Raw genomic sequence first — 22609 nt, 5'->3', positions numbered from 1 at the left:
TATTCGCCCCCTACGATACCAACAAAGTGGCCTCACCATGTTCGAAGCGCTCAACAAGGTCCTCGATTTCCTGGAGGGCATGGCAATGGTCGTGTTCATGTCGATCGCCACCATCCTCACCGCCATCCAGGTCGTCTATCGATATGGCTTCAACAGCTCGATCTTCTGGGTCGAGGAAGTCGTCATCTACTCCATCATCTGCATGAGTTTCGTCGGTGCCAGCATGGGGGTACGCCATGGCGTCCATATCTCCGTCGATGTGCTGAATGCCTTCGCGCCGCCTGTCGTCAATCGTTGGCTGCACATCATCGCCGCCCTGCTCGGCATCGCCTTCGCCGGCTACCTGGCCTACTACGGATTCCAGCTCTACTTCAACACCCTGGGGCGTGGCCAGCTCACCGCCGCCCTGCGTCTGCCCATGGCGTGGTTCTACCTGCCCATCGGCATTTCCGGCGTCCTGCTGATCCTGCGCTACCTGTGGGTGATACACGAAGCCTGGACCAAACCACCGGTCAGCCTCGCCGAAGAGCTCGCCGCCGAAAAAGACAAGCTCGTCTGACGACTGGAGTTCCACATGATTACGGCTCTGCTTCCCATCTTCTTCGCGGTGCTGCTGCTGGGGCTGCCCATCTTCGCTTCACTGGCATTCGCCGTGTTCCTGGCCATCGACTTCTTCGGCAACACCAACCCGGTGATCGTGCCGATGCGCATGTTCACGGGGATGAACAACTTCTCGCTGATGGCGATTCCCTTCTTCATCCTGGCCGCCGAGCTGATGCGCATTGGTGGGCTCTCCAATCGCCTGATCGAGCTGGCCAAGGCCCTGGTCGGCTGGGTACCGGGCGGCCTGGCCGCCGCCACTGTGCTCTCGTGCCTGCTGTTCGGCGCCATTTCCGGCTCCAGCCCCGCCACCGTGGTGGCGATCGGCTCGATCATGTTCCCCGCCCTGGTGGCCGCCGGCTACGACAAGCGCTTTGCCATCGGCTTGATCGCTACCGCCGGCACCCTAGGTCCCATCGTGCCGCCCAGCATCGCGCTGATCATCTACGGTTCGGTAACCGGCACTTCCGTGGGGCGCCTGTTTGCCGCGGGCCTGCTGCCTGCCATCCTGATCGCCTCGCTGCTGATCGCCTACTGCATCGTTTATTCGTCGCTGAAGGGCTATTCGCGTTCGCCGTTCCCCACTCTGCGTGAGATCGCCATCGCAGTGAAGTCCGCCGCCTGGGGCCTGGGGCTGCCGGTCATCCTGCTCGGCGGCATCTACAGCGGCATCTTCACGCCTACCGAATCCGCCGCCGTGGCCTGCATATACGGTCTGTTCGTTGGCATGGTGGTCTACCGCACCATCAGTTGGCGCGAGCTGCTCGGTACCCTGCGCAACTCGGGGCTGACCTCGGCCACGCTGTTGTTGATTACCGCCGGCGCCTCAGCCTTCTCCTGGCTACTTGCCATCACCGGTACACCGACCCAATTGGCCAGTCAGGTCCTCTCGCTCACCGATCACCCGGTGCAGGTCATGGCGCTGTTCAACCTGGTCATGATCGTCGCGGGCTTCTTCCTCGATAGCGCCTCGGCCATCATCGTGCTTTCGCCGCTGCTGCAGCCCATCGCCGCCCAGGTCGGCGTCGATCCGGTACACTTCGGCATCATCACCCTGGTCAACTTCTCGGTAGGCATGATCACCCCGCCGGTAGGGCTCAACCTGTTCGTGGCCATGGCGATCTCGCGCATGTCACTCATCGAGGTCTTCCGCGCCTGCATCCCGCTGATCGTGCTGATGTTCATCGCCCTAATCATCCTCACCTACGTGCCATGGTTCAGCACCTGGGTGCCCTCGCTGATCTACTGATGCGCCTGCATGAAAAGGAAACCTGACCATGACACTGGCTGAATGCCTCGATGGCGAGCGCTTCTGGAGCGACCTTCAGGAGCAGGCCAAGATCGGCGCGCTCGCTCCTCGCGGCCTACGCCGCCTGGCCCTGGACGACAACGACAACCGCGCCCGCCGGTGGATGATCGAACAAGGCCGGGTTCTCGGCTGCCAGGCCTACCATGACGCCATGGGCAATATCTTTCTGCGCCGGGAAGGACGTGAGCCCAGCCTGGCGCCGCTGCTCATCGGCAGCCACCTCGACAGCCAGCCCTGTGCCGGCAGCTACGATGGCACGCTGGGTGTGGTGGCCGGACTGGCCGTACTGCGCACGCTGCAGGAGCGAGGGATCGAGCACGCTCGCCCCGTCGAAGTGGTGGCCTGGACCAATGAGGAGGGTGCGCGTTTCGCCCCCGGTGCTTCCGGTTCCTCCTGGTTCGCCGGCCAGCGCGATGTCACCAGCATCATCACGGCCTGCGATGACGACGGCATTCGCTTCAGCGATGCCCTGAAGCGCTGCCTCGCCATGCTCGAGGAAACCGAGAGCACCACCTTTCGCCCCGAGCCCTACGTCCCCCACGCCTTCCTGGAACTGCACATCGAACAGGGTCCGGTGCTGGAGAGCCTAGGTGTACCGGTATGCGCCGTCAGCGACATTCAGGGCGTCAACTGGTACGAGATCGAAGTGAGCGGCCAGGCCAATCATGCCGGCACCACGCCGGAAGCCGCGCGCCGCGACGCCTTCATGGGCGCCCACGCCCTGATCGGCGCACTGAAGGAGGTCGTTGCCCAGCATGACGACCAGGTGCGCTTCACCATCGGTAAGTTCACTGTGGCGCCCGGCTCTACCAACACCATACCCCAGCGCGCCAGCTTCACCATCGACTTGCGCCACCCCAGCCAGGCCGTGCTCGACGAACTCGATGCCGCCTTTCATGAGCTGGCCGAGCACCATTGGTCGGGCTGCAGCGCCAGCCTGAAGGTGGCGTCTCGGGTGGCACCGGTAGCCTTCGACCCCACTCTGGTGGAACTCGCCGACTCCGCCGTCAAGCAATACTGCTCCAGCGCACCACAGCTGGTCTCCGGGGCCTTTCACGATGCCATCCACCTGGCACGGGTATGCCCCACCGCCATGCTGTTCACCCCCTGCCGGGCAGGTATCAGCCATCACCCCGACGAAGACATCGAACGCGCCGAGGCTGAATTAGCGGTGCGAGCCCTGGTCAGCACGGTCGAGAACGTACTACTAAACGTACAACTAACAGGATAACGACAAATGCACACCATAGCCGATGCCGTGGCCACCCATGGCCTCACCCTACCCGCCATTCCCGAGCCACGCGGTACCTTTCGGCCCTGGTCGCGCCTGGGCAACCAACTGTTCCTGGCCGGCCAGATCTGCGAACGCGGCGGCGAGGTACTCTACCCCGGCAAGGTCGGCGCGGAATTCGACCTGGAAACCGGCAAGCTGGCTGCCCAGGCCTGCGCGCTCAACCTGCTGGCTTCGCTCAGCGATGCCGTGAATGGCGACATGACGCGGGTGGTACGCTGCGTTCGCATGAACGGCTTCGTCAACGTGGCCCCCGGCTTTCACGATGTCCCACTCGTCATCAACGGTGCCTCGGAGCTGTTCATCGCACTGTTCGGCGAGGCCAGCCGCCATGCCCGCACGGCAATTGGTGTGGCTACCTTGCCCGGCAACGCCGCGGTAGAAGTGGAAGCCATCTTCGAGATCCGTGACTAGGCAGGAGATACCTATATGACGACCCACTCCCCCCTGCTGCGGCCGCTGCGCGAACAGGCCGCCGCGCTGCGTGATGGCACGCTCAGCGCCACCGAGCTGGCCGAAGCCGCCTGCGCGGCCTATGCCAGCCGAGGCAAGCACGACCATGCCTACCTCACCTGGCAGGGCGAGGCCGCCCTGGCCTTTGCCCGCGCCACCGATGCCCTGATTGCCCAAGGAGGTAATAGCGGTGCACTGATGGGCATCCCGGTATCGATAAAGGATATCTACGCCGTACCGGGGCTGCCCACCTACGCCGGCTCATCGCGCCGGCTACCCCCGCACTGGGAGACACCGGGGCCGCTGGTGACGACTCTGCTGGCCCAACTCCCCAGCCTGATGGGCAAGACCCACACCGTGGAGTTCGCCTTCGGCGGCCTGGGCACCAACGCCCATTGGGGCGCCCCCCGCAACCCATGGGATCGTGACACCCACCGCACGCCGGGTGGTTCCAGCTCCGGCGCGGGTGTCTCGCTCATCAGCGGTACCGCCAGCCTGGCACTGGGTACCGATACTGCCGGCTCGGTGCGCATTCCCGCCAGCATGACCGGCGTAGCCGGTCTCAAGACCACGGCAGGTCGCTGGCCGGCGGAACGGATCGTACCGCTCTCCACCACCTTGGATACCCCCGGGCTCTTGGCCAGGCGGGTCGATGACCTGGCTTACGCCTTCGATGCCCTGGACGGTGGCTTGAGCCCCCGCCCCGCGAAGGTCCCCGCCATTCCCAATCTTGCGGACCTCACCTTTGGTGTCCCGCAGCGCTTCTTCTGGAACGACTGCAGCCCCGGCATCGCCGAGAGCGTACAGCAGGCCATTCGCCAGTTGGAAGCTGCCGGTGCGCGAATGGTAACGTTGGAACTGCCCAAAACCGACGAGGCATACGAGCTGTTCCAGCAAGGCGGCCTGGCCGCTGCGGAGTTGGCCGCTTTCCTGCGGATGGAGCTTCCGGACATGCTCGAGGCCCTGGACCCCAACGTCGCCGCTCGCGTCGCTGCCGCCGATGATATGCCCGCATGGGAGTATGTACGCCGTCGTGTAGTGATCGACCGCCTCTATCAGGCCGCAGCCGAGTGCATGAGCCAGGTAGATGCCGTACTGACCCCCACCGTGGCAATCACCCCACCGACACTCGAGAGCTTGCAGCCGGAAGGGGCCTATCCCAAAGCTAACATGAAGGCTCTGCGCAACACCGTCATGGCTAACTTCATGGGACTGTGCGGCCTGACGCTGCCGGTCGGCCAAGACGACGCCGGCATGCCCGTGGGCCTGCAAATACTCGCCGGCCCCTGGCAGGATGCGCGCCTGCTGGCCATCGGCCAAGCCATCGAAGCCAAGCTGGGCACTGGGGTCGATATATTGGGCGAACCTCCAACCGTTTGAAGGCAACCACACCATGCCGGCCCGGCCATGCTCCTGGCATGGGCCGGCTGGCACTGCTTCCTCAACAGCGCAAGCCACGTCTGCCGCCCGCTGGGCCTCAAGGTTGGTCTCGTGCCGCGTCAACAGGTTCTGCTAAAACACGCAATACGTCCCACCGGCATCGGCGGGCTCAAATAGAACTCGCGCGTCATTCGGCTGAGCGGTGCCCTACTCCACCGCCTCGCGCTTGCGCACCACGTCGATCTTGTGCTGCTCGCGGGTCCACTTGCCCTGGGGCTTGTCCATGTATTGGAAGTACTCGTTGGTGAAGTTGCCCTGGTTGCAGGTATAGCGGTAGGAAGCGGTTGGAATCTCATCGCGTGGCAACATCTTGTTGAACACGCCCGGGCCAGTCAGCTCGAAAATGTTCTTGTCGGCCTCGCTCTCGATATTGGCGCAGATGGCTTCGATGATCCCGTGCAGATGCGGGTTGTCGGGCTTGCTGGCGATGAAGTAGTTGCTGATGTCGCCCCGTTTGGTGGTGACGAACAACTCCTCCATTTCCGGCTTCACGATCCGCGCCAGCGGCCAAACGGCGTGGCCGTCGATATCCATGTAGACCCCGCCGTGCCGCTGCAGCACCAGCACGCGCCAAAAATCGGCCTGGGCCGCGCCCACCTGCAAGCGTGAATAGGCTTCAAAGATATCCGCCGGGTAGTTCTGCTCGATGAACGCGGCCCGTGCCTCGGTGATCACGAAGCGATATTCGAAGCTCGGCGCCATCAGCCGGTTGAACAGATAGTTCAGGTAGACCGGTAGCGTAGCCTTGTCGGTGAAGTTGGTCTGCCACAGGATGCGTGGCACCTTGGCCTCGGCCGCGCGCTTCGACCTCCACCAGGGAGCGGCACGCTCGGGAATGGTGAAGCGCTTGTTGGGAAAGAGAAAATGGAAGCCGTAGGAAGCCAGCTTGGTCACGTTGGCCAGCAGTTTCACCATCCTGGCAAAGGCCAGTACGCCAAAGTTGTTCACTCGCTTCCCCTCTTCATGGATACCCCAGCTACGACATGCCCCAGCCCTCACGGTTCCGGAGAGCTATGATCTAGTTTCGAAACTCCCAGCTCACTAGTAAACCAGCTCAACTGTTTTTTCACCTCATCCCAGTCTAACTGATTGACATCCAGCGGCTCGCTAGGCTGTGCCAACATATTAACCGACAGCGGGTGCCGGCTGTGCCAATCGTCGCGATCGGCCGGATCATAGGGGAACAGCACAAAGGAGGGCACACCCAAGCCATCAGCTATGTGAACCGTAGCAGTTATACCCGACACCAGGGCATCGGCATGGGCGATAAGCGCGATATTGTCATAGACGCTCTGCGTGTCGGGCAACGAAAAGACTCGCTCACTCCATTGTTGACACAGTGCCTCGACCTCCTGCTGCTTGCCGGGAGCGGATAATACGCATACGTCGTGCCCAGGCAGTCGTTCAAGCAGCATGGGGATGAGTTGCCGGCTAGTCTCGAACGTGAGAGTACGGGCACGCCCCTTGCTGAAAGCGTTGAAACAGATGAAGGGACGTCGACCTCTCACAAAGGTAGCCACCCGCTCCTCGCTCTGCTCGTTACGGGGGACGAGGTACTGGGTATCCGCCCCCTGTACGCCACAGCGTTCGAGCAGTGTCAGATATTTCTCGGCAAAATGACGCCCTCGAGTAGCCTCTCCCAGCTTGAGATCGACCAGCCCTACGCTATCGTCCAGGCTAGCAACATGCCTGGCCTGCAATTGACTCAGCAGGTAGAGCGCTCGATGGTTAGCCAAATGGCTGAAAAACACGACCAGATCGACCTGACCAATACGCTTGGCTAGCTGCCGGATTTCGCCGTAGCCAGCACGCTTCTTCGTTACGTGCACTGTATCCACGCCAAACTGATCGCGAAATACCGGTGCCATATCGGCTGTGGCGATGACTTCCACCGAAATGCCCTGCCGCTGCAGCTCTCTGGGCACGAAGGAGAACACTACCGAATCGCCCCATTTGGCATCCCACCGGATGAAAAGCACCTTGCGAACCTCTGAGGGCCTTTCAACGGCCAGCTTTTCACGATCAAAAAGCCGTCGAATCAGTGCGATGCGAAGCCTATCTCGGCTCGACCGGACCCCATTCAACCCTTTTCTGATAAGGTATCCCACCACTCCCCCTCGCGTCTGGCCACACTGGCAACGGAAAGAACTTTTCGTTAGGCTTGCCGCACCCGGAAATGGCTCAGGGTAGCACATCACATCGCTCCCGATAACCGAGCCGTAACGACCTTGGCTACCCAACCAGGAGCATAGACGTGAATATCGTTTTTTCGACCACCCGCCAGTGGAATCCTGGCGACGAATTTATTCTCATGGGGTGTATCAACCTGCTTCAGCAATACCTCGGTGAGTTTAATCCCATCATTTACAACCGAAACCCGCAGACACGACGCGCCCGTAAGTATGATATCATCAAAGCCATCGACAAGGCGGCCGGCAAAGATCTAGTTGAGAAATTTCTCGACAACTCGGTCAAAGAAAGGCCGCCTATGGATTATGCTGACATGGTAGTCTTCGCTGGCTCCCCCGAGTGGCGAGGCAGACGCATGGTCAAGCTCTATTCATCCATTCTCGAATACGATCTTCCTACCATTTTTCTTGGCTTGGGGACCAGCGGGAAATTCAGCTTCAATGACGAACACTTCACCAAGGAAGAACAAGAAGTTTTTAAACGAGCTTCGCTAATAACCACAAGAGATACTGACACACATGATGGGCTGCAACCGCTAGAAACCCATCAGCTACCTTGCCCTGCCTTGCTATCTAGCAAAAGCGGAAGATTGGTAGATAAAGTCAAAAGAATCGGCTTAATGTACGGCACGAACGACGCGGTTGCCAGCAACAACGTTTCTAGCGATACCTACCAGTACATGATGAATATTTACAAAAAATTACTTGATGATTACGGCGACGAATACGAAATAGAGTTTGTCTCACACTACATAGACGAGCTATCTCATTTTAGAAAGGACTTCGGTGATCAAACCGTTCGATACTCCTACGACGCCAAAGATTATCTGGATATTTATAATCGCTATGATCTGGTAATAGGTTACCGTGTCCATGGTATCGGAATATCGGCCTCCATGGGAATCCCAGGCATCATGCTTGCTCATGATAGACGAGCGGCCACAGTAAAAGGCTTCCTTGCAGACATGATAGCTATTGACGACCCCTATGAGCAGGTAAAAGAAACGATTGACGCTTCAATTGGCAACATCGTGAGCAGAAGCCGCGCATTGGCCGAGCATAAAGAGGCAACACAAGAGCGTTACCTCACCCTGCTAGACCGTCATCTTCGCATCGGTTAATGAGAGAAGGCGGCGTACTTTATGTGCGCCGCCTAGCTACGATGCCTATGGTAGAGGCTCCGCACACCCAGAGGCAATGCATGGTACCGACCCCCTCATTGCCTCTCGGACATCTGATTCCGATGCAAGAGCGCCATCGCCAATAGCGTCACCTGCATGTAGGTGTAGAAAATTGTCATCATTTCATGGTGTATCGCCGCTTCTGTCAGGTTGTACAAGGCAAACCCTAGCGTAAACACCAATGCTGCCTGCGACCAGATATTGCTGCTGTCCTGCCGACACAGCCGCCAATGGAAAATACCCGGGACGACCAAATAGCCAAACAGCGCCACCAATCCCAAGACACCACCCGTGGCAGCCATCTCGAAATACTGGCTATGAGCATGGCCCCGGCTGACCCCGAGTACCCATTCGGTTATTTCTCCATCTTCTACCAACTGCGCATTCAGCGCTTCGCGCTCCTCATAGCCAAGCCCGATCAGTGGACGGGCCAAGAAAGCATGAGAAGCCGCAGTCCAGAGCTGCAAACGCCCACCAGCGGATACCGCAGCTTCAATGTCACCCTGTGACAGGTTATCCAACTCGGCGATGGTGTAGGCAACCCGATCCTGTACGCTGGGCAGCGTGACATAACTCGCCGTGCCCAGCAGCAGCAAGGCAGCAATACCGCTAGCGAAGATCTTCCAGCCAATCTTGTCGATATTCAGCATCAAGAGCACTATCAGCAGGATAGGCATTGCCAGAATGCCCCCCCTGGCTAGCGTGAGCACGCAAGTCACGGCACCGGCCAGAGCCGCAGCCAACAGCCATGCCTTATGGCGGCTGCCACGGATTAAACAGGCTGCCAGAAAAGCCATGGCACAGCTGAGGTAACTCAGGTTGATGCTGAACAGGAATCCGTCGGCACGGTAGCTCCCCAATACCTGGGTTTGATAAAGCGCAACAGCCAGTGCACCAAGACAGCCCAGCACCAGGCCCGCTTCCATGTATTGCCTTAAAGCAGGCAAGTCAGACGGGACCAGCAGGTGGCGTAGCATCAGGTAGATGGGTACCAAAGCGGCCATGTGCGCGCCTGGAGCCAGGTAACGGGACTCCTGATCGGCCCAGAAATAGATAGGCAGCCGGGAAAACAAGAATAGCAACAGTAGCGCAACCACCGTCCAGTCGAACGGAGTGATCGTCAGCGTGTGGCGGTTCGCTATTAGATAGCCGATGGAATAGAGCAACAGCACCGCGACCACGGCATGGCTACGGATCGGTGTGGCAATGAGGAGTACCAGTACCAGAAACAAGGCCCATTGGTTGATCCACATCGCTCGCTTTCGTATGAACACTTCTCTCAGCCTCCCCTTCCCGCTTCCAAGCGAGCCATAAACGCAGCGAGCGCCCGCAGGCGCTCGCAGAAATCATACCACTTCGGACAATTGGCCACGTTAACGCTGGGCCAAAGGTGCAGGGCGGGCTGAAACAGACCCAGCGTGCATGGCTAGCCTGCCATGCCCAACCGCCCGCGCCCCACCTAACGCGCACCAAAACCGGTGAACAGAATACGCACCGTCTTGAGGGCGATCAGCACGTCCAGCCACAGCGACACGTGCTTGATGTAGTAAAAATCGTACTGCAGCTTCTTGGTCATACCCTGGACCTCTGCTGCGTAGCCCTGCTCCACCTGGGCCCAGCCGCTAATACCAGGGCGTACCACGTGGCGGTAGCTGAAGAACGGCACGTCCTCTTCGTACCACTCAGAGAGCGAAGCCGATTCCGGCCGGGGGCCGATGAAGCTCATCTCCCCCTTCAGGATGTTGAAGATCTGCGGTAGCTCGTCGATGCGGTATTTGCGGATCACCTTGCCCACCCGGGTGATGCGCGGGTCATCCTCGGAAATGGTGAAGTCTTCGCCGCTCATGTCGTGGTACATGCTGCGAAATTTGAACATCAGGAAGGGCCGAGCTCGATAGCCCACGCGCGGCTGCATGAAGAACACCGGACCGGGGCTGTCCAGCTTGATGATCACCGCCGTCACCAGCATGATCGGCAACAGTATCGGCAGCAGAAGCATGGCGCCAATGGTATCGGCGAATCGCTTGAAGCGCAGGTATATCAACGAAGGCAGCAAGCTACCGAATTCATTCTCGGAGAGACTGTCGATCTGCACCCGGCCGGAGAGCGACTCATGGATCTGGCGAATGTGGTAAACGGGGATATGGCATAGGGTGCAGGTGGCCAGGAATTTCTCCCATTCCGGCGGCAGATCCTCGGCGCGCAGATCGGCCACCACGCCATCGAAGCGAATGCCTCGCAGATCGGGCTCATCCAACATGCGCAGGTCAATACGTTTAGTGCCCAGCAAACGCCTGGTGTTGCCGAACGGCACCAAGGCCAGCTTGAGCTTGCGGTAACGACGGCCAAAGGAATATCCCAGGTAGAACCATACCAGGCTAGCAAGGTAGCCACCGAACAGCACCTGGCGGGTGTAGCCCTCGCGGGTGAAGAACAACAATGCCACGGCAATCAGGAACGCAATAGAAACCGTCGGCATGATGTAAGCCGCCAATTGGGTACCCGGGTAGGTCCCCAATCGACGCAGCGTCAGGGCGGAAGCCATGAACGCCAACCCAACCGCGATAATGGTGTTACTGCGGACATCCGGCAGATACAACCAGAACTCCCAGCCCCAACGCTCCAGCGATGGCAGCAGGATGACCAACGGCAACCCCACCAGCACGTGAATGCCCAGCCCCAGCAATAACACCTCATACCAGCGGGAGTGCCGGCGCTCGTACTTACGTTTCATTCGTCACCAGAGCCAAAACTTCCTCGGCCATGTCGGCCATGATCTTGTCACGCCGCCATTTTTCTACGAATGCCGGGCGCGGGCGGCAGTGTAACTCAAGTCGATCCAATGCAGCGACAGCCGACTCGACATCACCTGGTGCGAATAGCGCAGCGTTCTCTATCTCCTCCATGACGAAGCGCGCGGGAAAGCCCGCCAGTCCAGCCCAGATCGGGCGCCCTGTTGCCGCATACTCGAACAGCTTGGAGGGCAGCACGGTCTCCAGCGAAGGCAGGGTATTCAGGTGCAGAAACAGCACATCGGCAGCGCGGTAGGCTTCAAGCAGCGTCTCGCGTGGCACGGGGTCTTGCACGTGAACGTTCTTGATGCCTCGCTCATTCAGAGCACGGCACAGTGCCTCTCGTCCCGCCCCGGCCCCGATGATGGTAAATTGAACCCGTTTGCCCAACCGCTCGGCCAAACTCGGTAACACGTACTCGATCCCCTGGCCAGCCCCCAGGTTGCCGGCATAGAGCACCTTCAGCGGTTTGGTACCGTGGTAATCCGCATGCTCGAAAAAGCCGGATTCGGCCGCCTCGACGAACGGAAGATCGATACCGTTGGTGTGCCACGTGGAATCTTGGGATGGATAACGAGACTCGTAATAGGGAGCAAACCCTCGCGACACCAGGTTGATGCGGTCGGCCCGGCTCAATGCCCAGCGCTCCACCCAACCAAAGATAGGCGCCAGAAGCCGGCCCACGCCACCAGGTAGCACGTAAGGCAGGTTAGCAACGAAGTTATCGCGTATATCCTGATATAGCTTGGCGTTGCATCGCCTTGCCACCCATCGCCCAAGCACAGCGGTTACCAAACGCGATGAGGTAGCGGTCACCAGATCGTACGAGACGCCTTTGATCAACCTACGTACCTGAAGCGCATAGCAAGCAAACGCGCGAGACTGCGCGGCCATACCACGCCCGCCGGGAACAGGTAAGCGTATGATTCTCACGCTACCCGAGAAAAGCGTTTCCTCCGCAGGCGGTGCGTCACCTTCAGCTACACACCGACCAGGCATCGTAGTGATGACATGTAGCTCCGCCCCTTTGGGCAAACGACATGCCAATGCATTCACCAGTGCCTCGGTACGAAAGGCACCGGCACTGATATCCGGCGGATAGTAGAACCCAAGCAGGAGCAATTTCACGGAGCCTAACGCCCTGCCTTGGCAACCCGTGAACGGGGCAATACTCGCTCATACAGCTCCACCAATGCCTGCTCCTGGGTCTCCCAGTTGAGCGACTCAGCAGCCTGCTCTGCCTTGGCGCGGTAGTAAGCGCGCAGCTCCGTTGACTCCACCAAGCGCCGAATGGCAGTCGCCAGGGCTACTGTGTCGCCAGGGGGTACGAGCAGGCCCAGATCATGGTTTCGCACCACTTTACCAATCTCGGGCAGCTGGCTAGCAACAACCGGCAAGCCTGCTATGACGTACTCGAAGAGCTTGTTGGAATCGGTAGTGAAGTGGTTCAGGCAGGTGTTCTCGATGGGCTGCACACCGACATCCGCCGAGGCGGTATAGGACGGCAGCTCACTGAGCGCAACAGTAGGAATGAAGCGCACGCGCTCCTCCAACCCCAACTCGGCGGTCAGTTCGTGCAGCTCAGCGGCTTGGCGGCCTCCCCCAATAAACACGAAATAGGCATTCGGTACACTAGCAGCAGCCTCCACCAGACGAGGAAGCCCCCGCCCAGGCTGCAATCCACCCTGATAGAGCACGATCGGCCAAGGCTCAGCCAGCCCCAGCTCCTCACGAATGCGGTTCGAATTCTCCACTTTCACCAGCCGCGGACGATTCTGCAGCACCAAGGGTCGCGGTATCCCATAAGCACGGGCAAAAAACTTGGCACGCGCATCCGTAGTGGTAATGGTGCCTGCCGCTTTAGGCATCAGCTTCTTTTCCAGCCAGCCTACCAGCCCTCGAAATGCCTTGTACCCTTCCCGGTCCGTACTGATCTCGTGAGCATCGTAAACTAAGGGCACACGAGCAATCTTAGCCGCCAGCCAAGCAGTAGGCAGTACATTGACATCATGAGCATGGATGACATCCGGACGTGAGCGCACGAGCTGAGCGGCAAGCCCAGCATGGGTCCATAACCTAGCCACCAGCTTGAGTAATTGGCGTATGTAGGTTTCCGGTGGCGGAGCAGCAACCTTCTGCGGTTGCGACTTTGTCTTCTCACTCTTCTTGGCGGCATTGCGTTCGGCTTCTATACGCTTGCGCTTGCGAAGCTTCCACAGCGGGCTGCGAGAGACACGTACCACCTGAACACCAGAGACAAGTATTTCTCGCTCTTCCGTCGTACCGGGTGTATGCAGTGCATGCACTATGACCTGATGACCCATTGCCTGGAGGGTTTGTGCCTCCTTCAATACCCGTGCATCATTAAGGAACTCATTCCAGACAATCATGGAAACAGTAGGCAAATCTTACTCCTTAAGATCATTAGGCTGTGACTTTGGAAGACTGAGGTCTCATATTCAGATATGTTAAGATTCGGGGAATCAGCTTGAGAGCCTCAACAAAGTCTTGGCGGGCATATAGCTTTTCCAGCATAAACATCAATGCCGCAAGGCACGCATCCTCCGACCTGACATCTCGCAGGGCACGACGTGAAGCTTTCGCCTCCTTCAAAGCACAAGCAAGTTGTTCGAGCTGCCTGGGCTGCACGGGCCAGTTGGCGCCTACCGGCTCCAGGCTCCAGCGCCCCCAATGCGTCATTAGCAGTTCGCCGTTTTCCGCTTTGAGAAAGGCATTGGGCCGAAGGTCCGGATTGACGAGTGTGAGTGGCAGCTCTCTGAGCCGGCTCATGATAGCATCCTGCTGCTCGCCAAAGAGTTGCACTTGGCTGGTGTGCTCCCCTCCAAGCATTTCTGCCACCGTCCGCAAGCGCTCTAGCATACGGTCATCAACACGTTGCCAGAGGGGAGGACGTGAACGCTTGAACTGGGAAACCAAGTTTTTTTCAGGTTCGATAGACAATAGCATCTCGATCATTTGCTGCCTAGCTGCTTTCACCTGCTTCTGAGGTACTTTTTTAGCAGGAACCCACTCAAAGACATGGCAGTGTAATCCTTCTATCTCATCGACGCTTAAAAGCGGGAGTGTTGGTAGTGGAGTATTTCCAGAAAGCAGTGTAGCTTCATGCTTTGCCAGCGAGCTACGATTGGTGTTGAATAGCTTCACTAGATTCTCGGCAACTTGCGTACCCTCGTGATCGAAACTCTTTACGCGAAACGCTGCTACATCCTGCCCGCCCAGTTGCCACCAATGCACCTTCACTTTCTCAATAGGCTGCGAAACCACATCTTTCAATACATCATATATCCACTGCTCACGCTGGGAGGACTGAAGCAATGACCAAAAATTAGTCTCATGTTTCTTCGCTTCGTTTACCAGCACATGCCCATGGAAAAATAGAGCATTGAGCTTGAAGCGCTGGGCATATAATCCTTTCAAATCATTGACTAATCCCGTGATGCGTGAAAAACCTTGGCGCATCAGGATCAACGAAATAATAGCGACCAATAGCCCTGGTGGGTTGCCAAGCAAGAATTGCCCCACCATGAAACCAAAAGTCAACAGAAAGCCGATGCTGGTCGCGTTAGTGATAATACGTCCGGGTGCCTCATCCAGACTCTCCTTCAATTTACCACCCTTGCCATAAAGCATGGTAAGAAAAACAAATGCCGCGACAATATAGCCAACCAACACAGCCAACAACTCGGGGTATAACCAAGCCATAACTATAGCAACTAAAAAAAGAAAAACACTTCCCGCTAAGCTGCGAGAGTAACGCTGATATCCCCGTGTAGCCACATCCTCCTGATTTTCGAAAAGCGCGATCTTCTGGCTTCTTTCAAGTAGCAATGCCGCACCTCGGTTCGAAGATGAAGCAATTATCTTCTCTGCGATAAAATAGAGTAGGTAGAACCCGACGGCCGACAGGCTTAGGCCCATTACTAACAGGTCACGATCTACATTAGCAAAGGAAGCAGGGAAATAGCGAGGGATACCAGTCGACCCGAGCAACATGAGTATCTTCAACGGCAACAAGAACGCCAACAATATCGATAATTGAGACACCAAAGTCGTTGCAATTATCGACAATGTCACTCCCGGCACGACCCGAAAAAATTTATTACCAATAGAAAATGACCATCTTAAGGTAGCTAATATTTTCCCTAACAAAACTTTGACCTCCAACCCAACCGCAGTGCAAAATAAAAATAAGTCTGCGCAACATTTTACTTTAGAAAATCCGCAGGATTGTTGTATATTCACATTCGAATACACATGCAGGAAATGAATTCAAATGAAAAAACATGACCATAATCCGCATTCTTCACATTAAACGTTCTCGGAATTTTTCAAAAAAGCTCATAGACAGAATTAGAGATTTTTCATTTTCCTGACATTAAATTCTTTAAGACATTTATTAACCGACGTGATTTCGTAAAAGACTGCGAAGTTGTAACGATTTCATCCAATCCTGTCACAACCGTAACCCGTAGGTCAGTACGAGTGCTCCATGTTTCACACAATGCCCTCAATGGCTCGGGAAGAGAGTTACTGACCCATACCTCTCCGGAGTTATTCATCCGCTTCAGCAATTCTGGTAGCGTGATGAGTAGAACCGCTGTCAAACGCTTCTCCGAGAAACCAGTACCTGTAATTATGAGTAGATCCACCTCCTTCACTTCCTGAAGAGCCGCACTGTTGAAATCTTCCTGCACGGTATTCGGAATCGTTAAGGGGTAACAGGTCACCCTATCAATGAGGTTGTGTTTACTGAGTTCCTCCTGAGTTACACTGTATTCCTCGGACTCATCGACCAGCAGGCTAACATGACCTAGCCCTTGATTACGATGCATCCTGGCCAGCGCCAAGTAAGCCGAGTGACTCCCCAAGATTGCCGAATGAACGGATTTGTTTTTTTGTAAGCTGGCAAGCAACGTTGCCAATGGTTTCACACTGGTTTTGCCCCTTCCCGCTGGTGGTGCAATCTGTTCATCAGCTAAATCAAAATCAAAACGTGTGGCTACTTGCAGCCCCATGCGCTCCTTGAACATCACACGTAGCAGCTGACTGGGTTCGACTTGGTTGGCCTTATAAGAGACGCAGCTAAATACGCGCTCTTCCTTGCGCCCCTTGACCACCGAAAGGTTATCCGGAATCTCGCCTTCAAAATTAATCCTCAGCCGGTTGCCAGTAGGGCTAGTCACTATCACCTGATTACCTTCAATTAATATCCTCTTATCCTTGGGAAAGTGCCAATGCAAAGTAATATTGCGCTGTTGGTGGTCATCGGAAGAGATCTTGTCTTCTACCCTCACTACCTTAGTCTCAGTATCGAAATCCACTCGCCGCACATGCTTAACCGGGAGCAGTACACCGAGCTTCATGGTCAAGTAGGGGGTGGGAGCAGTTTCCGAGTGCTCCACGACCTGCCAGGCACTCAGTCGGTGCTCAAACTCCTTCGCATAGTTGGCGTGTGAAATCATCGGCACATTGTGGCCAGGGCGGCCTCGCATATACTTCCGCACCGGATCTTTGTTAATGTAATTGTAAAGGCCGGAATCAATCAGCCAGTCTTCGCCTCCAGCGTAAAGGCTGATATGACCTTCATCCTGCTGATGGTGGTAACGGCTGGAACAGCCCACCTTAGCGATCAGATGGAAGGCCTTGCGATAGTGTTCCTTGGATGGCCATTGATCACGGAAGATTGCGTAGCCAGAGTTGGCGTATACACGATTAAGTGCAGGAGGTACTAACCCCTGTTTACCTTGACTCATCGCATACAGAAAATATTGATACTCCAGTGTATGGCCAAACATATCTCCGTAAGCATCAGAGGTAGGCAATTGCTCGGTATCACCTATTGGAGGAAGCCTACCGTCTGGGCGCAGAATATGGGTGATGAAGCTCAACGCCTTGGCAGAGAACTGGTCGAACTGCTTGGCTAGCCCCCCTAACACTTCATCTGGGTAATCCTTGATGATGCCCAAGAACACCTTGAATACGAAAACATGGTATGCCGGGCTATTCTCGACGTGAACGCCTTCATCGGTAAACGAGAAGGTCAGCTCACTGCTTATTCGCCGGACGGCAACCTGTTGCCATTTGCATGCCAGACTTCCCTCTAGCACGGTACCGAGCAATAGCAGCACCCGCGCCTGCTCCAATCCGTGGTTGGTGTGCTCGGAATAGAAGCTATCTTTGGACAGCCACTGACCATGTATGACCAGCGACCGCTTTAGATAAGCCAAAAAAGCACAGTGCCGCTTAACCCACTCGGGTGCGTACTCATGACAGTAATAGAGAAACAGTACCAACTGCTCAGCGCGCAGCGCTGTGGCGTGATCATGCCAGATAAACTCAAACGGATAGCTTGTATCCGTTTTCAGGTAGGTATCCAGCCATGATTGAATCGCCTCACGGGCAAAGTCCAGCACCGCACCATCACCAGTTGAGCGGTGATACGCAATAAGGTACGAAAGAAACGAAAGCCAGTTCAGCCGCCACTGCCAGCTCCGATTGTTGAGTGGATCTTGTTCCCAGTCACCCCAACCAGAAAACTTGACGGCTTTGAAGGGTGCCAATTCAAGCTGCTGCTTTACGAACAGCCTTTCACCGAGCGTACAGTTGGATGAATTATTCGAGAGTTGTTGAAGCTTCTTCTGAACGCAGCACTCTAACTCAGGAGATGAACCAGACTTTATCGTTAGATTATTCATATAAACAATTTCTTATGAAAACTTTAATTTCAGCTCAAACTATCCAGCCAATTCAATGGAGACGGCATAACCGAAGTTCTCAAAATCTGCTCTGTAACGCTCAACCACTTTTCTCTCAAACTCAGGTGTATAAAAATCGGCTAGCTTACTGCTTGCTTTAGTTACGGAGGGTGAGTAATCTTCAAGCTCACTGGTTGGAGCAGCCACATCAGGGTCAAGTATCGCCATTAACTTAGGAAGATCTTCTTCAATCCGCTCAACTCTACCAATAAAGCTCCAGTGAGGGATAAGGTCATATAAGACTTCATCAGATTGAACACGCCAATGTGAGTCCTGCTCGGCACTTGGCTGATCACACACGATCTCAACAAAATCGCCAAACGAGAGGGTCTCATCAAAGCGATTACGGGTGAAGCGTTTTATATTTTTCACACTGGGAGACCCAGGTGATTCTTTGATGCGATGAAGGTAGCAGGAAAGAAGTCGCGAAAACGGGTTACGAACGAAGGTAACTTTGCGCATATCGGGCGATGCCAGCAGCTCAAGAAAATGTTCCTCCTTCAACTGACTCGGCCAAATATGCGGCGATAGGTTTCGGTTATTGACATCTTCGACACGACGACGTGTACCTCGAACCTCAAGCTCTTGCAGGTAATATTTGACAGTACTACTCGCCGACTTGCTTACCTGAAAGTAAATATAATCATACTTCAATGATATATGAGTCCCAATGTCTAATTCTCGCATATTTTTCACTAATCGGATACGCTCTATACTTATCACTTTCCCAGCCTCGAGAATTGGTTTTATTCAATTAACCGCATTAACTTTCTTTGCTTTAATAAAGATGCGTTTGTAATAAACGCTTCAGTCGCTATGCAGGGGGTACATATCAACAAACTGCCCAACATGATCGTGCATGTGTGATGCGCTGTCTTTCTTAAGTCGTATAACACACCGACGGTGCAGTTCAGCGTTTCTGTTTAATAGAATGGCTTCGTCGAGTGGCTACGCCAGACACATTTGGCTAACACAAAACTCTCTTAGAACTTAAATAACGCTGACAAATTAAACAAGCTACGAGGTAAGCATTAGCAAGCATCGGGATCGCTCAGTTGTGCGAAGCTGCGGGATCAGTGTCGAAATTTATTCATCCATCAATATCAATGCGGCCAATCTAATTTGTTTCCAAAGTTTCATGAAATGGCCAACATCACTGTTCACAATTTATTTAAAAATCCATAACCACCAGTTCGTGCCTTCCTTTTTTTAGTCTCTTATTAATACGCTTATAAACAATATCTATTGTCACAAAATTGCTCTCGAAGAAAAACTCATTTCCGTCTAAAAAACTAGCGACTTCATGGATATTAAAATCAAAAACAAAGCTGCATTTTTCATGCCTACCTAGAGGATTAATGAACGTCGGGGCAATAGGTTTCGCCTCCTTAAATACTATACCATTTAGCTTCATTTGCACGCACCAAGGTTCTTTTACAATAGTATCGATTAGCCATCCTTCAATTTTTTCCTCGGAAAAAAAATCCACTTTACCATAAACACCGATATCTATCATAGGAGATTTATTCAGTGCACAAGTTCTAGGATCACTGAAAAAAACCCTTAACGCCTCTTTGACTTTTCTATCTTTCTGGAATTTTAGAAAAGTTTTTCTAGCAATCTCTTTGTCAAAACTTATTTTTCCACCACTTAACTTTGCAACTCCCTCCTGCTTTATTTCAAGTTTTTTTTCAACAATTTCCTTCATGTCAATGATTTGCTTCATATAACTTTTTACAGGACCACTTGTGGTCGCCTTAACCATGTTCATGTTCGGCGAATCGTAAACTTCTAAGAAATCATATTTTTTCAAAAACGCATTTCTTGCCTTGATTTTATTATAATTAACTCTAATTCTTCGCTTAAAACTAGCTGCCTGCTTATGTAATAGCCAAAAAGAAGTAGAAATGGAGTCAGATACTGCTTCTCTAGGAACGCAACTATTATGTCCTCTAGGAAAGTCCAATAAGAATGAGCTTGGGACGAAATGTTTTCCATTTTTTGCCCCATTCACCAGCTTCATGTAGTTATTTCCTACATCGTAAATTCCATCACAGCCAGGCAAGCTGTTTAGCCAAAAGCAAAAAATAATTTTGTTATATTTATTTTTTTTGGCTTCTTCTATCAAAAGTCTATAAAGTTGCTTTCCTGAGAAATATTTATCATCTTTCACCCCAACAAAAAATTCATCTGTATCAAAAAGAGCAAAATACTTGCATTTTTGCGATAACATCTCATACAGTTCTGGGAATTTTTGTGGGTGGTGTATAGCATTATGGCTTCCCTGACTATTATCATATTTTACAATGCACCTAACTTTACTTTTATATTTTTCATAAATATCCAAAACTTTTATGTCATCGGAATCGTTATCAAAAATAACGAGATTTTCGATTCCGAATATATCCCCATGGTGTTTTATCCAGTCTTCTAACAACTCACTTTCGTTCTTGGTTTTTAAGGCTACTATAAAGTCAGTTTTTTTGCCCGCTGATAAGAAACCAAGTACATCTTTTTTTTGATCTGGCCATTTGAACAAATTTAACTCCTCCGCATTAGTATCTTACAACCCATTCCGGATAACATCAGAAGCAATTCTTCTCATTCCCCCTCTGTTTTTTACTTGCCCAATTGGATAATCCAAATTCTTTAAATCCAAATATTCTAAGTTGCTGTGGAGACGGAAAGAGAATTCAAGGGCAACTTGATCTAGCATCCAGCCATCATTTCCTGCTGAATACATGTCCAACATAAAATCGCCTACTGTCTTCAAAAAGGCAATGCTTTTCTGTTCGTTTGGATAAAAACCTGCCCCAGCTTTTATAGCAGTCCAAGGGAAATACCTTGCCTTCTTTCTTCCGATATACAACCCTATTAAATTCCTACAAGATGACGATAAAAAATGCGGATTTTTCTCAACAAGCAGATCAATGTCAGATATAAAAACTGAATTACCATATCGCTCTATTACACTTGGCGCTATAATATATCTTGCCAAAGAACTATAGGTTTTTACATTACCATAATCAACCTTTTCCGTAGAATAACCTATCCAAGTTTGAGTTAGAAAATCTGCCTGAGAGACAATATCTTCTATAGGATTAATAATATGAAAATGTACATTTAAATCGCTATTGTATTTTTTGATTGTATCGATATAATTTTTACCATACGCAACAAAATAACCTATATCGCAAGAAACAAGAACTGTAATATTTTTAGGTTCAGCTTTTTTACACCATTTTATTTCTCCAGCTGAGTCAGTAGATCTCGGCTGTGGGCAATATGATCTATCTCTGAATGCTGGAGCTGCAGTTTGGTGATATAATATTTTTTCCGGTTTTATACAGTCAAATTCCATGAATTTTTTTTCTGCTGTCTTATAATCACCTAACACATAAGAAATCACTCCACCAGAGAAGCAAGACGATGAACACCTTTCTTCCTTCCGTAAAAAATTGTCTATTTTCAATATATTATCCAAACAAACAGATTTTCCATACAAGCCCGCATTCACCAAAACAGAAACTTCGATTATTAGTTTTTTTATTTCTTTTGTTTCAACACAATTATCGAGTAAAGAAAAACTATCACTGAGGAATTTCTCTAGAACGTCATCATGAGAATCAAATTTAGGACGAATTACTTCTCTAGCATCTCGAAACAATATTTGAGGGCTAAGATATCCAGCTTTTACATCTGCATAGATTTCCTCGGCAGTACATTGCAGCAAAATATTAGCTGTAATTTTACTCATAAATAAAAGTCTCAACTTATATTATTACTCTGACCATGAATAATGTCATAGCGGTTAGTAAATATAAAGCAACAGGATCAGCCATAAAAATATTTTTTAGTTAATCATTTGTTTTAAACCAATCATTAATACTGTCCTGCCGAAATCTATCTATCCATTCCTTTGTTTCCACGTCCCGCTGCTTTTTAATTTTTACTTCTAAAGCGTTTTCAGCACTGAACTCTTTGACATCAACATTTAAATAACTGCATATTAAAGAAACTTTTCTTTCGGGTGCTACCTCAAGCTCTTCATAACTAATCCGTAAGGGATTGATCCCACATACAGAAAAAAAAGCCTTCCATTTATTTTTTTCGGATACCAGTATGTCTAAACAGCTCTTTATTTCCTTATAGGAATAGACTGCTTCGCGAATAGCATTATGGTCCGAGGACCATTTTCCAGAAACCCTAGCTTTATACAAAGACACTGCTTGAGCAACAACATCGTCCCTGTCAATAAAAATAAATTTAATGTTTGGAAATATTTTCCCCAGTCTTACCTTTGAAACAAGCTCTTCAAACTGATGGTAATGGACTTTTACGCCAGAAACACCATTGCTAGATCTCCAATGACGAAAAACTTCTTTAGCAAATAACTCGTAGTTCTCCGAGCTAATACCTATTTTTCTTTCTATATTGGAAATCGCTTTAGCTTTACCAAATATCTCTCCTGGCCTACCAAGGACGTTAGTAGCCCTTAATAAATGGCAGAGGTAGGAGCTACCGCTTCGCTGAGTGCTACAGATAAAATAGTTTTTAGATTCATTCAATGCTTTCATG

General features: G+C 52.6%; 18 protein-coding genes. 6 read left to right on the top strand and 12 right to left on the bottom strand.

Annotated features, from left to right (window positions below):
- Nucleotides 1-37 precede the first annotated feature (37 nt).
- Genes HOP51_RS02250 through HOP51_RS02230 form a run of 5 tightly spaced genes read left to right on the top strand, consistent with a single transcriptional unit; the run spans nt 38 to nt 5033 of the window.
- A complete protein-coding gene (locus HOP51_RS02250) occupies nt 38-559 on the top strand; it encodes a TRAP transporter small permease (RefSeq protein WP_234272322.1) in 522 nt (173 codons plus the stop codon).
- Between the two features lie 15 nt (nt 560-574).
- Nucleotides 575-1849, top strand: a complete 1275-nt coding sequence (locus HOP51_RS02245; RefSeq protein WP_234272321.1) for a TRAP transporter large permease — start codon at nt 575-577, stop codon at nt 1847-1849.
- A gap of 28 nt (nt 1850-1877) precedes the next feature.
- Complete coding sequence (locus HOP51_RS02240; RefSeq protein WP_234272320.1) at nt 1878-3140, top strand: M20 family metallo-hydrolase; 1263 nt, start codon at nt 1878-1880, stop codon at nt 3138-3140.
- A 6-nt stretch (nt 3141-3146) separates the two neighbouring features.
- The gene (locus tag HOP51_RS02235) at nt 3147-3614 is read left to right on the top strand and encodes a RidA family protein (RefSeq protein ID WP_234272319.1); all 468 of its coding nucleotides are present in this window, start codon (nt 3147-3149) and stop codon (nt 3612-3614) included.
- 15 nt (nt 3615-3629) lie between these two features.
- Entirely contained in the window at nt 3630-5033 is a 1404-nt protein-coding gene (locus HOP51_RS02230) for an amidase (RefSeq protein ID WP_234272318.1), read from the top strand.
- A 207-nt stretch (nt 5034-5240) separates the two neighbouring features.
- Here the strand turns inward: HOP51_RS02230 and HOP51_RS02225 are convergent, their stop codons facing one another.
- Both HOP51_RS02225 and HOP51_RS02220 read right to left on the bottom strand, forming a co-directional pair.
- Nucleotides 5241-6041 carry a glycosyltransferase family 32 protein gene (locus tag HOP51_RS02225; protein ID WP_234272317.1) on the bottom strand — a complete coding sequence of 267 codons (801 nt, stop codon included), beginning with the start codon at nt 6039-6041 and terminating at the stop codon, nt 5241-5243.
- A gap of 47 nt (nt 6042-6088) precedes the next feature.
- Nucleotides 6089-7204 carry a glycosyltransferase family 9 protein gene (locus tag HOP51_RS02220; protein WP_234272316.1) on the bottom strand — a complete coding sequence of 372 codons (1116 nt, stop codon included), beginning with the start codon at nt 7202-7204 and terminating at the stop codon, nt 6089-6091.
- A 143-nt stretch (nt 7205-7347) separates the two neighbouring features.
- Here HOP51_RS02220 and HOP51_RS02215 point away from each other — a divergent pair, with 143 nt between their 5' ends.
- On the top strand, nt 7348-8403 hold the full coding sequence (locus tag HOP51_RS02215; RefSeq protein WP_234272315.1) for a polysaccharide pyruvyl transferase family protein: 1056 nt from the start codon (nt 7348-7350) through the stop codon (nt 8401-8403).
- Between the two features lie 95 nt (nt 8404-8498).
- Here the strand turns inward: HOP51_RS02215 and HOP51_RS02210 are convergent, their stop codons facing one another.
- The 10 genes from HOP51_RS02210 to HOP51_RS02165 form a co-directional block, all read right to left on the bottom strand.
- Entirely contained in the window at nt 8499-9716 is a 1218-nt protein-coding gene (locus HOP51_RS02210) for an O-antigen ligase family protein (RefSeq protein WP_234272314.1), read from the bottom strand.
- 206 nt (nt 9717-9922) lie between these two features.
- Nucleotides 9923-11197, bottom strand: a complete 1275-nt coding sequence (locus HOP51_RS02205) for an exopolysaccharide biosynthesis polyprenyl glycosylphosphotransferase (protein WP_234272313.1) — start codon at nt 11195-11197, stop codon at nt 9923-9925.
- Nucleotides 11187-12311 (bottom strand): glycosyltransferase family 4 protein, encoded by a 1125-nt coding sequence (locus HOP51_RS02200; RefSeq protein ID WP_234272608.1) that lies wholly within the window; start codon nt 12309-12311, stop codon nt 11187-11189. The genes HOP51_RS02205 and HOP51_RS02200 overlap by 11 nt, the downstream gene beginning before the upstream one ends.
- Before the next feature lie 77 nt (nt 12312-12388).
- Entirely contained in the window at nt 12389-13660 is a 1272-nt protein-coding gene (locus HOP51_RS02195) for a glycosyltransferase family 4 protein (RefSeq protein ID WP_234272312.1), read from the bottom strand.
- Nucleotides 13661-13679: 19 nt separating this feature from the next.
- Nucleotides 13680-15518 carry a hypothetical protein gene (locus tag HOP51_RS02190; RefSeq protein WP_234272311.1) on the bottom strand — a complete coding sequence of 613 codons (1839 nt, stop codon included), beginning with the start codon at nt 15516-15518 and terminating at the stop codon, nt 13680-13682.
- Between the two features lie 119 nt (nt 15519-15637).
- Nucleotides 15638-17971: a heparinase II/III domain-containing protein gene (locus tag HOP51_RS02185; RefSeq protein WP_234272310.1), complete on the bottom strand. Its 2334-nt coding sequence runs from the start codon at nt 17969-17971 to the stop codon at nt 15638-15640.
- Nucleotides 17972-18010: 39 nt separating this feature from the next.
- The gene (locus tag HOP51_RS02180) at nt 18011-18718 is read right to left on the bottom strand and encodes a sulfotransferase family protein (RefSeq protein ID WP_234272309.1); all 708 of its coding nucleotides are present in this window, start codon (nt 18716-18718) and stop codon (nt 18011-18013) included.
- A 484-nt stretch (nt 18719-19202) separates the two neighbouring features.
- Nucleotides 19203-20570 (bottom strand): glycosyltransferase family 2 protein, encoded by a 1368-nt coding sequence (locus HOP51_RS02175; RefSeq protein WP_234272308.1) that lies wholly within the window; start codon nt 20568-20570, stop codon nt 19203-19205.
- 24 nt (nt 20571-20594) lie between these two features.
- A complete protein-coding gene (locus HOP51_RS02170) occupies nt 20595-21788 on the bottom strand; it encodes a hypothetical protein (RefSeq protein WP_234272307.1) in 1194 nt (397 codons plus the stop codon).
- 100 nt (nt 21789-21888) lie between these two features.
- The gene (locus tag HOP51_RS02165) at nt 21889-22608 is read right to left on the bottom strand and encodes a Stf0 family sulfotransferase (protein ID WP_234272306.1); all 720 of its coding nucleotides are present in this window, start codon (nt 22606-22608) and stop codon (nt 21889-21891) included.
- Between the last annotated feature and the right edge of the window lies 1 nt (nt 22609).

Source organism: Billgrantia zhangzhouensis, from assembly GCF_021404465.1.
Lineage (GTDB): Bacteria > Pseudomonadota > Gammaproteobacteria > Pseudomonadales > Halomonadaceae > Halomonas > Halomonas zhangzhouensis.
This window is presented reverse-complemented; position numbering and strand designations above follow the sequence as displayed.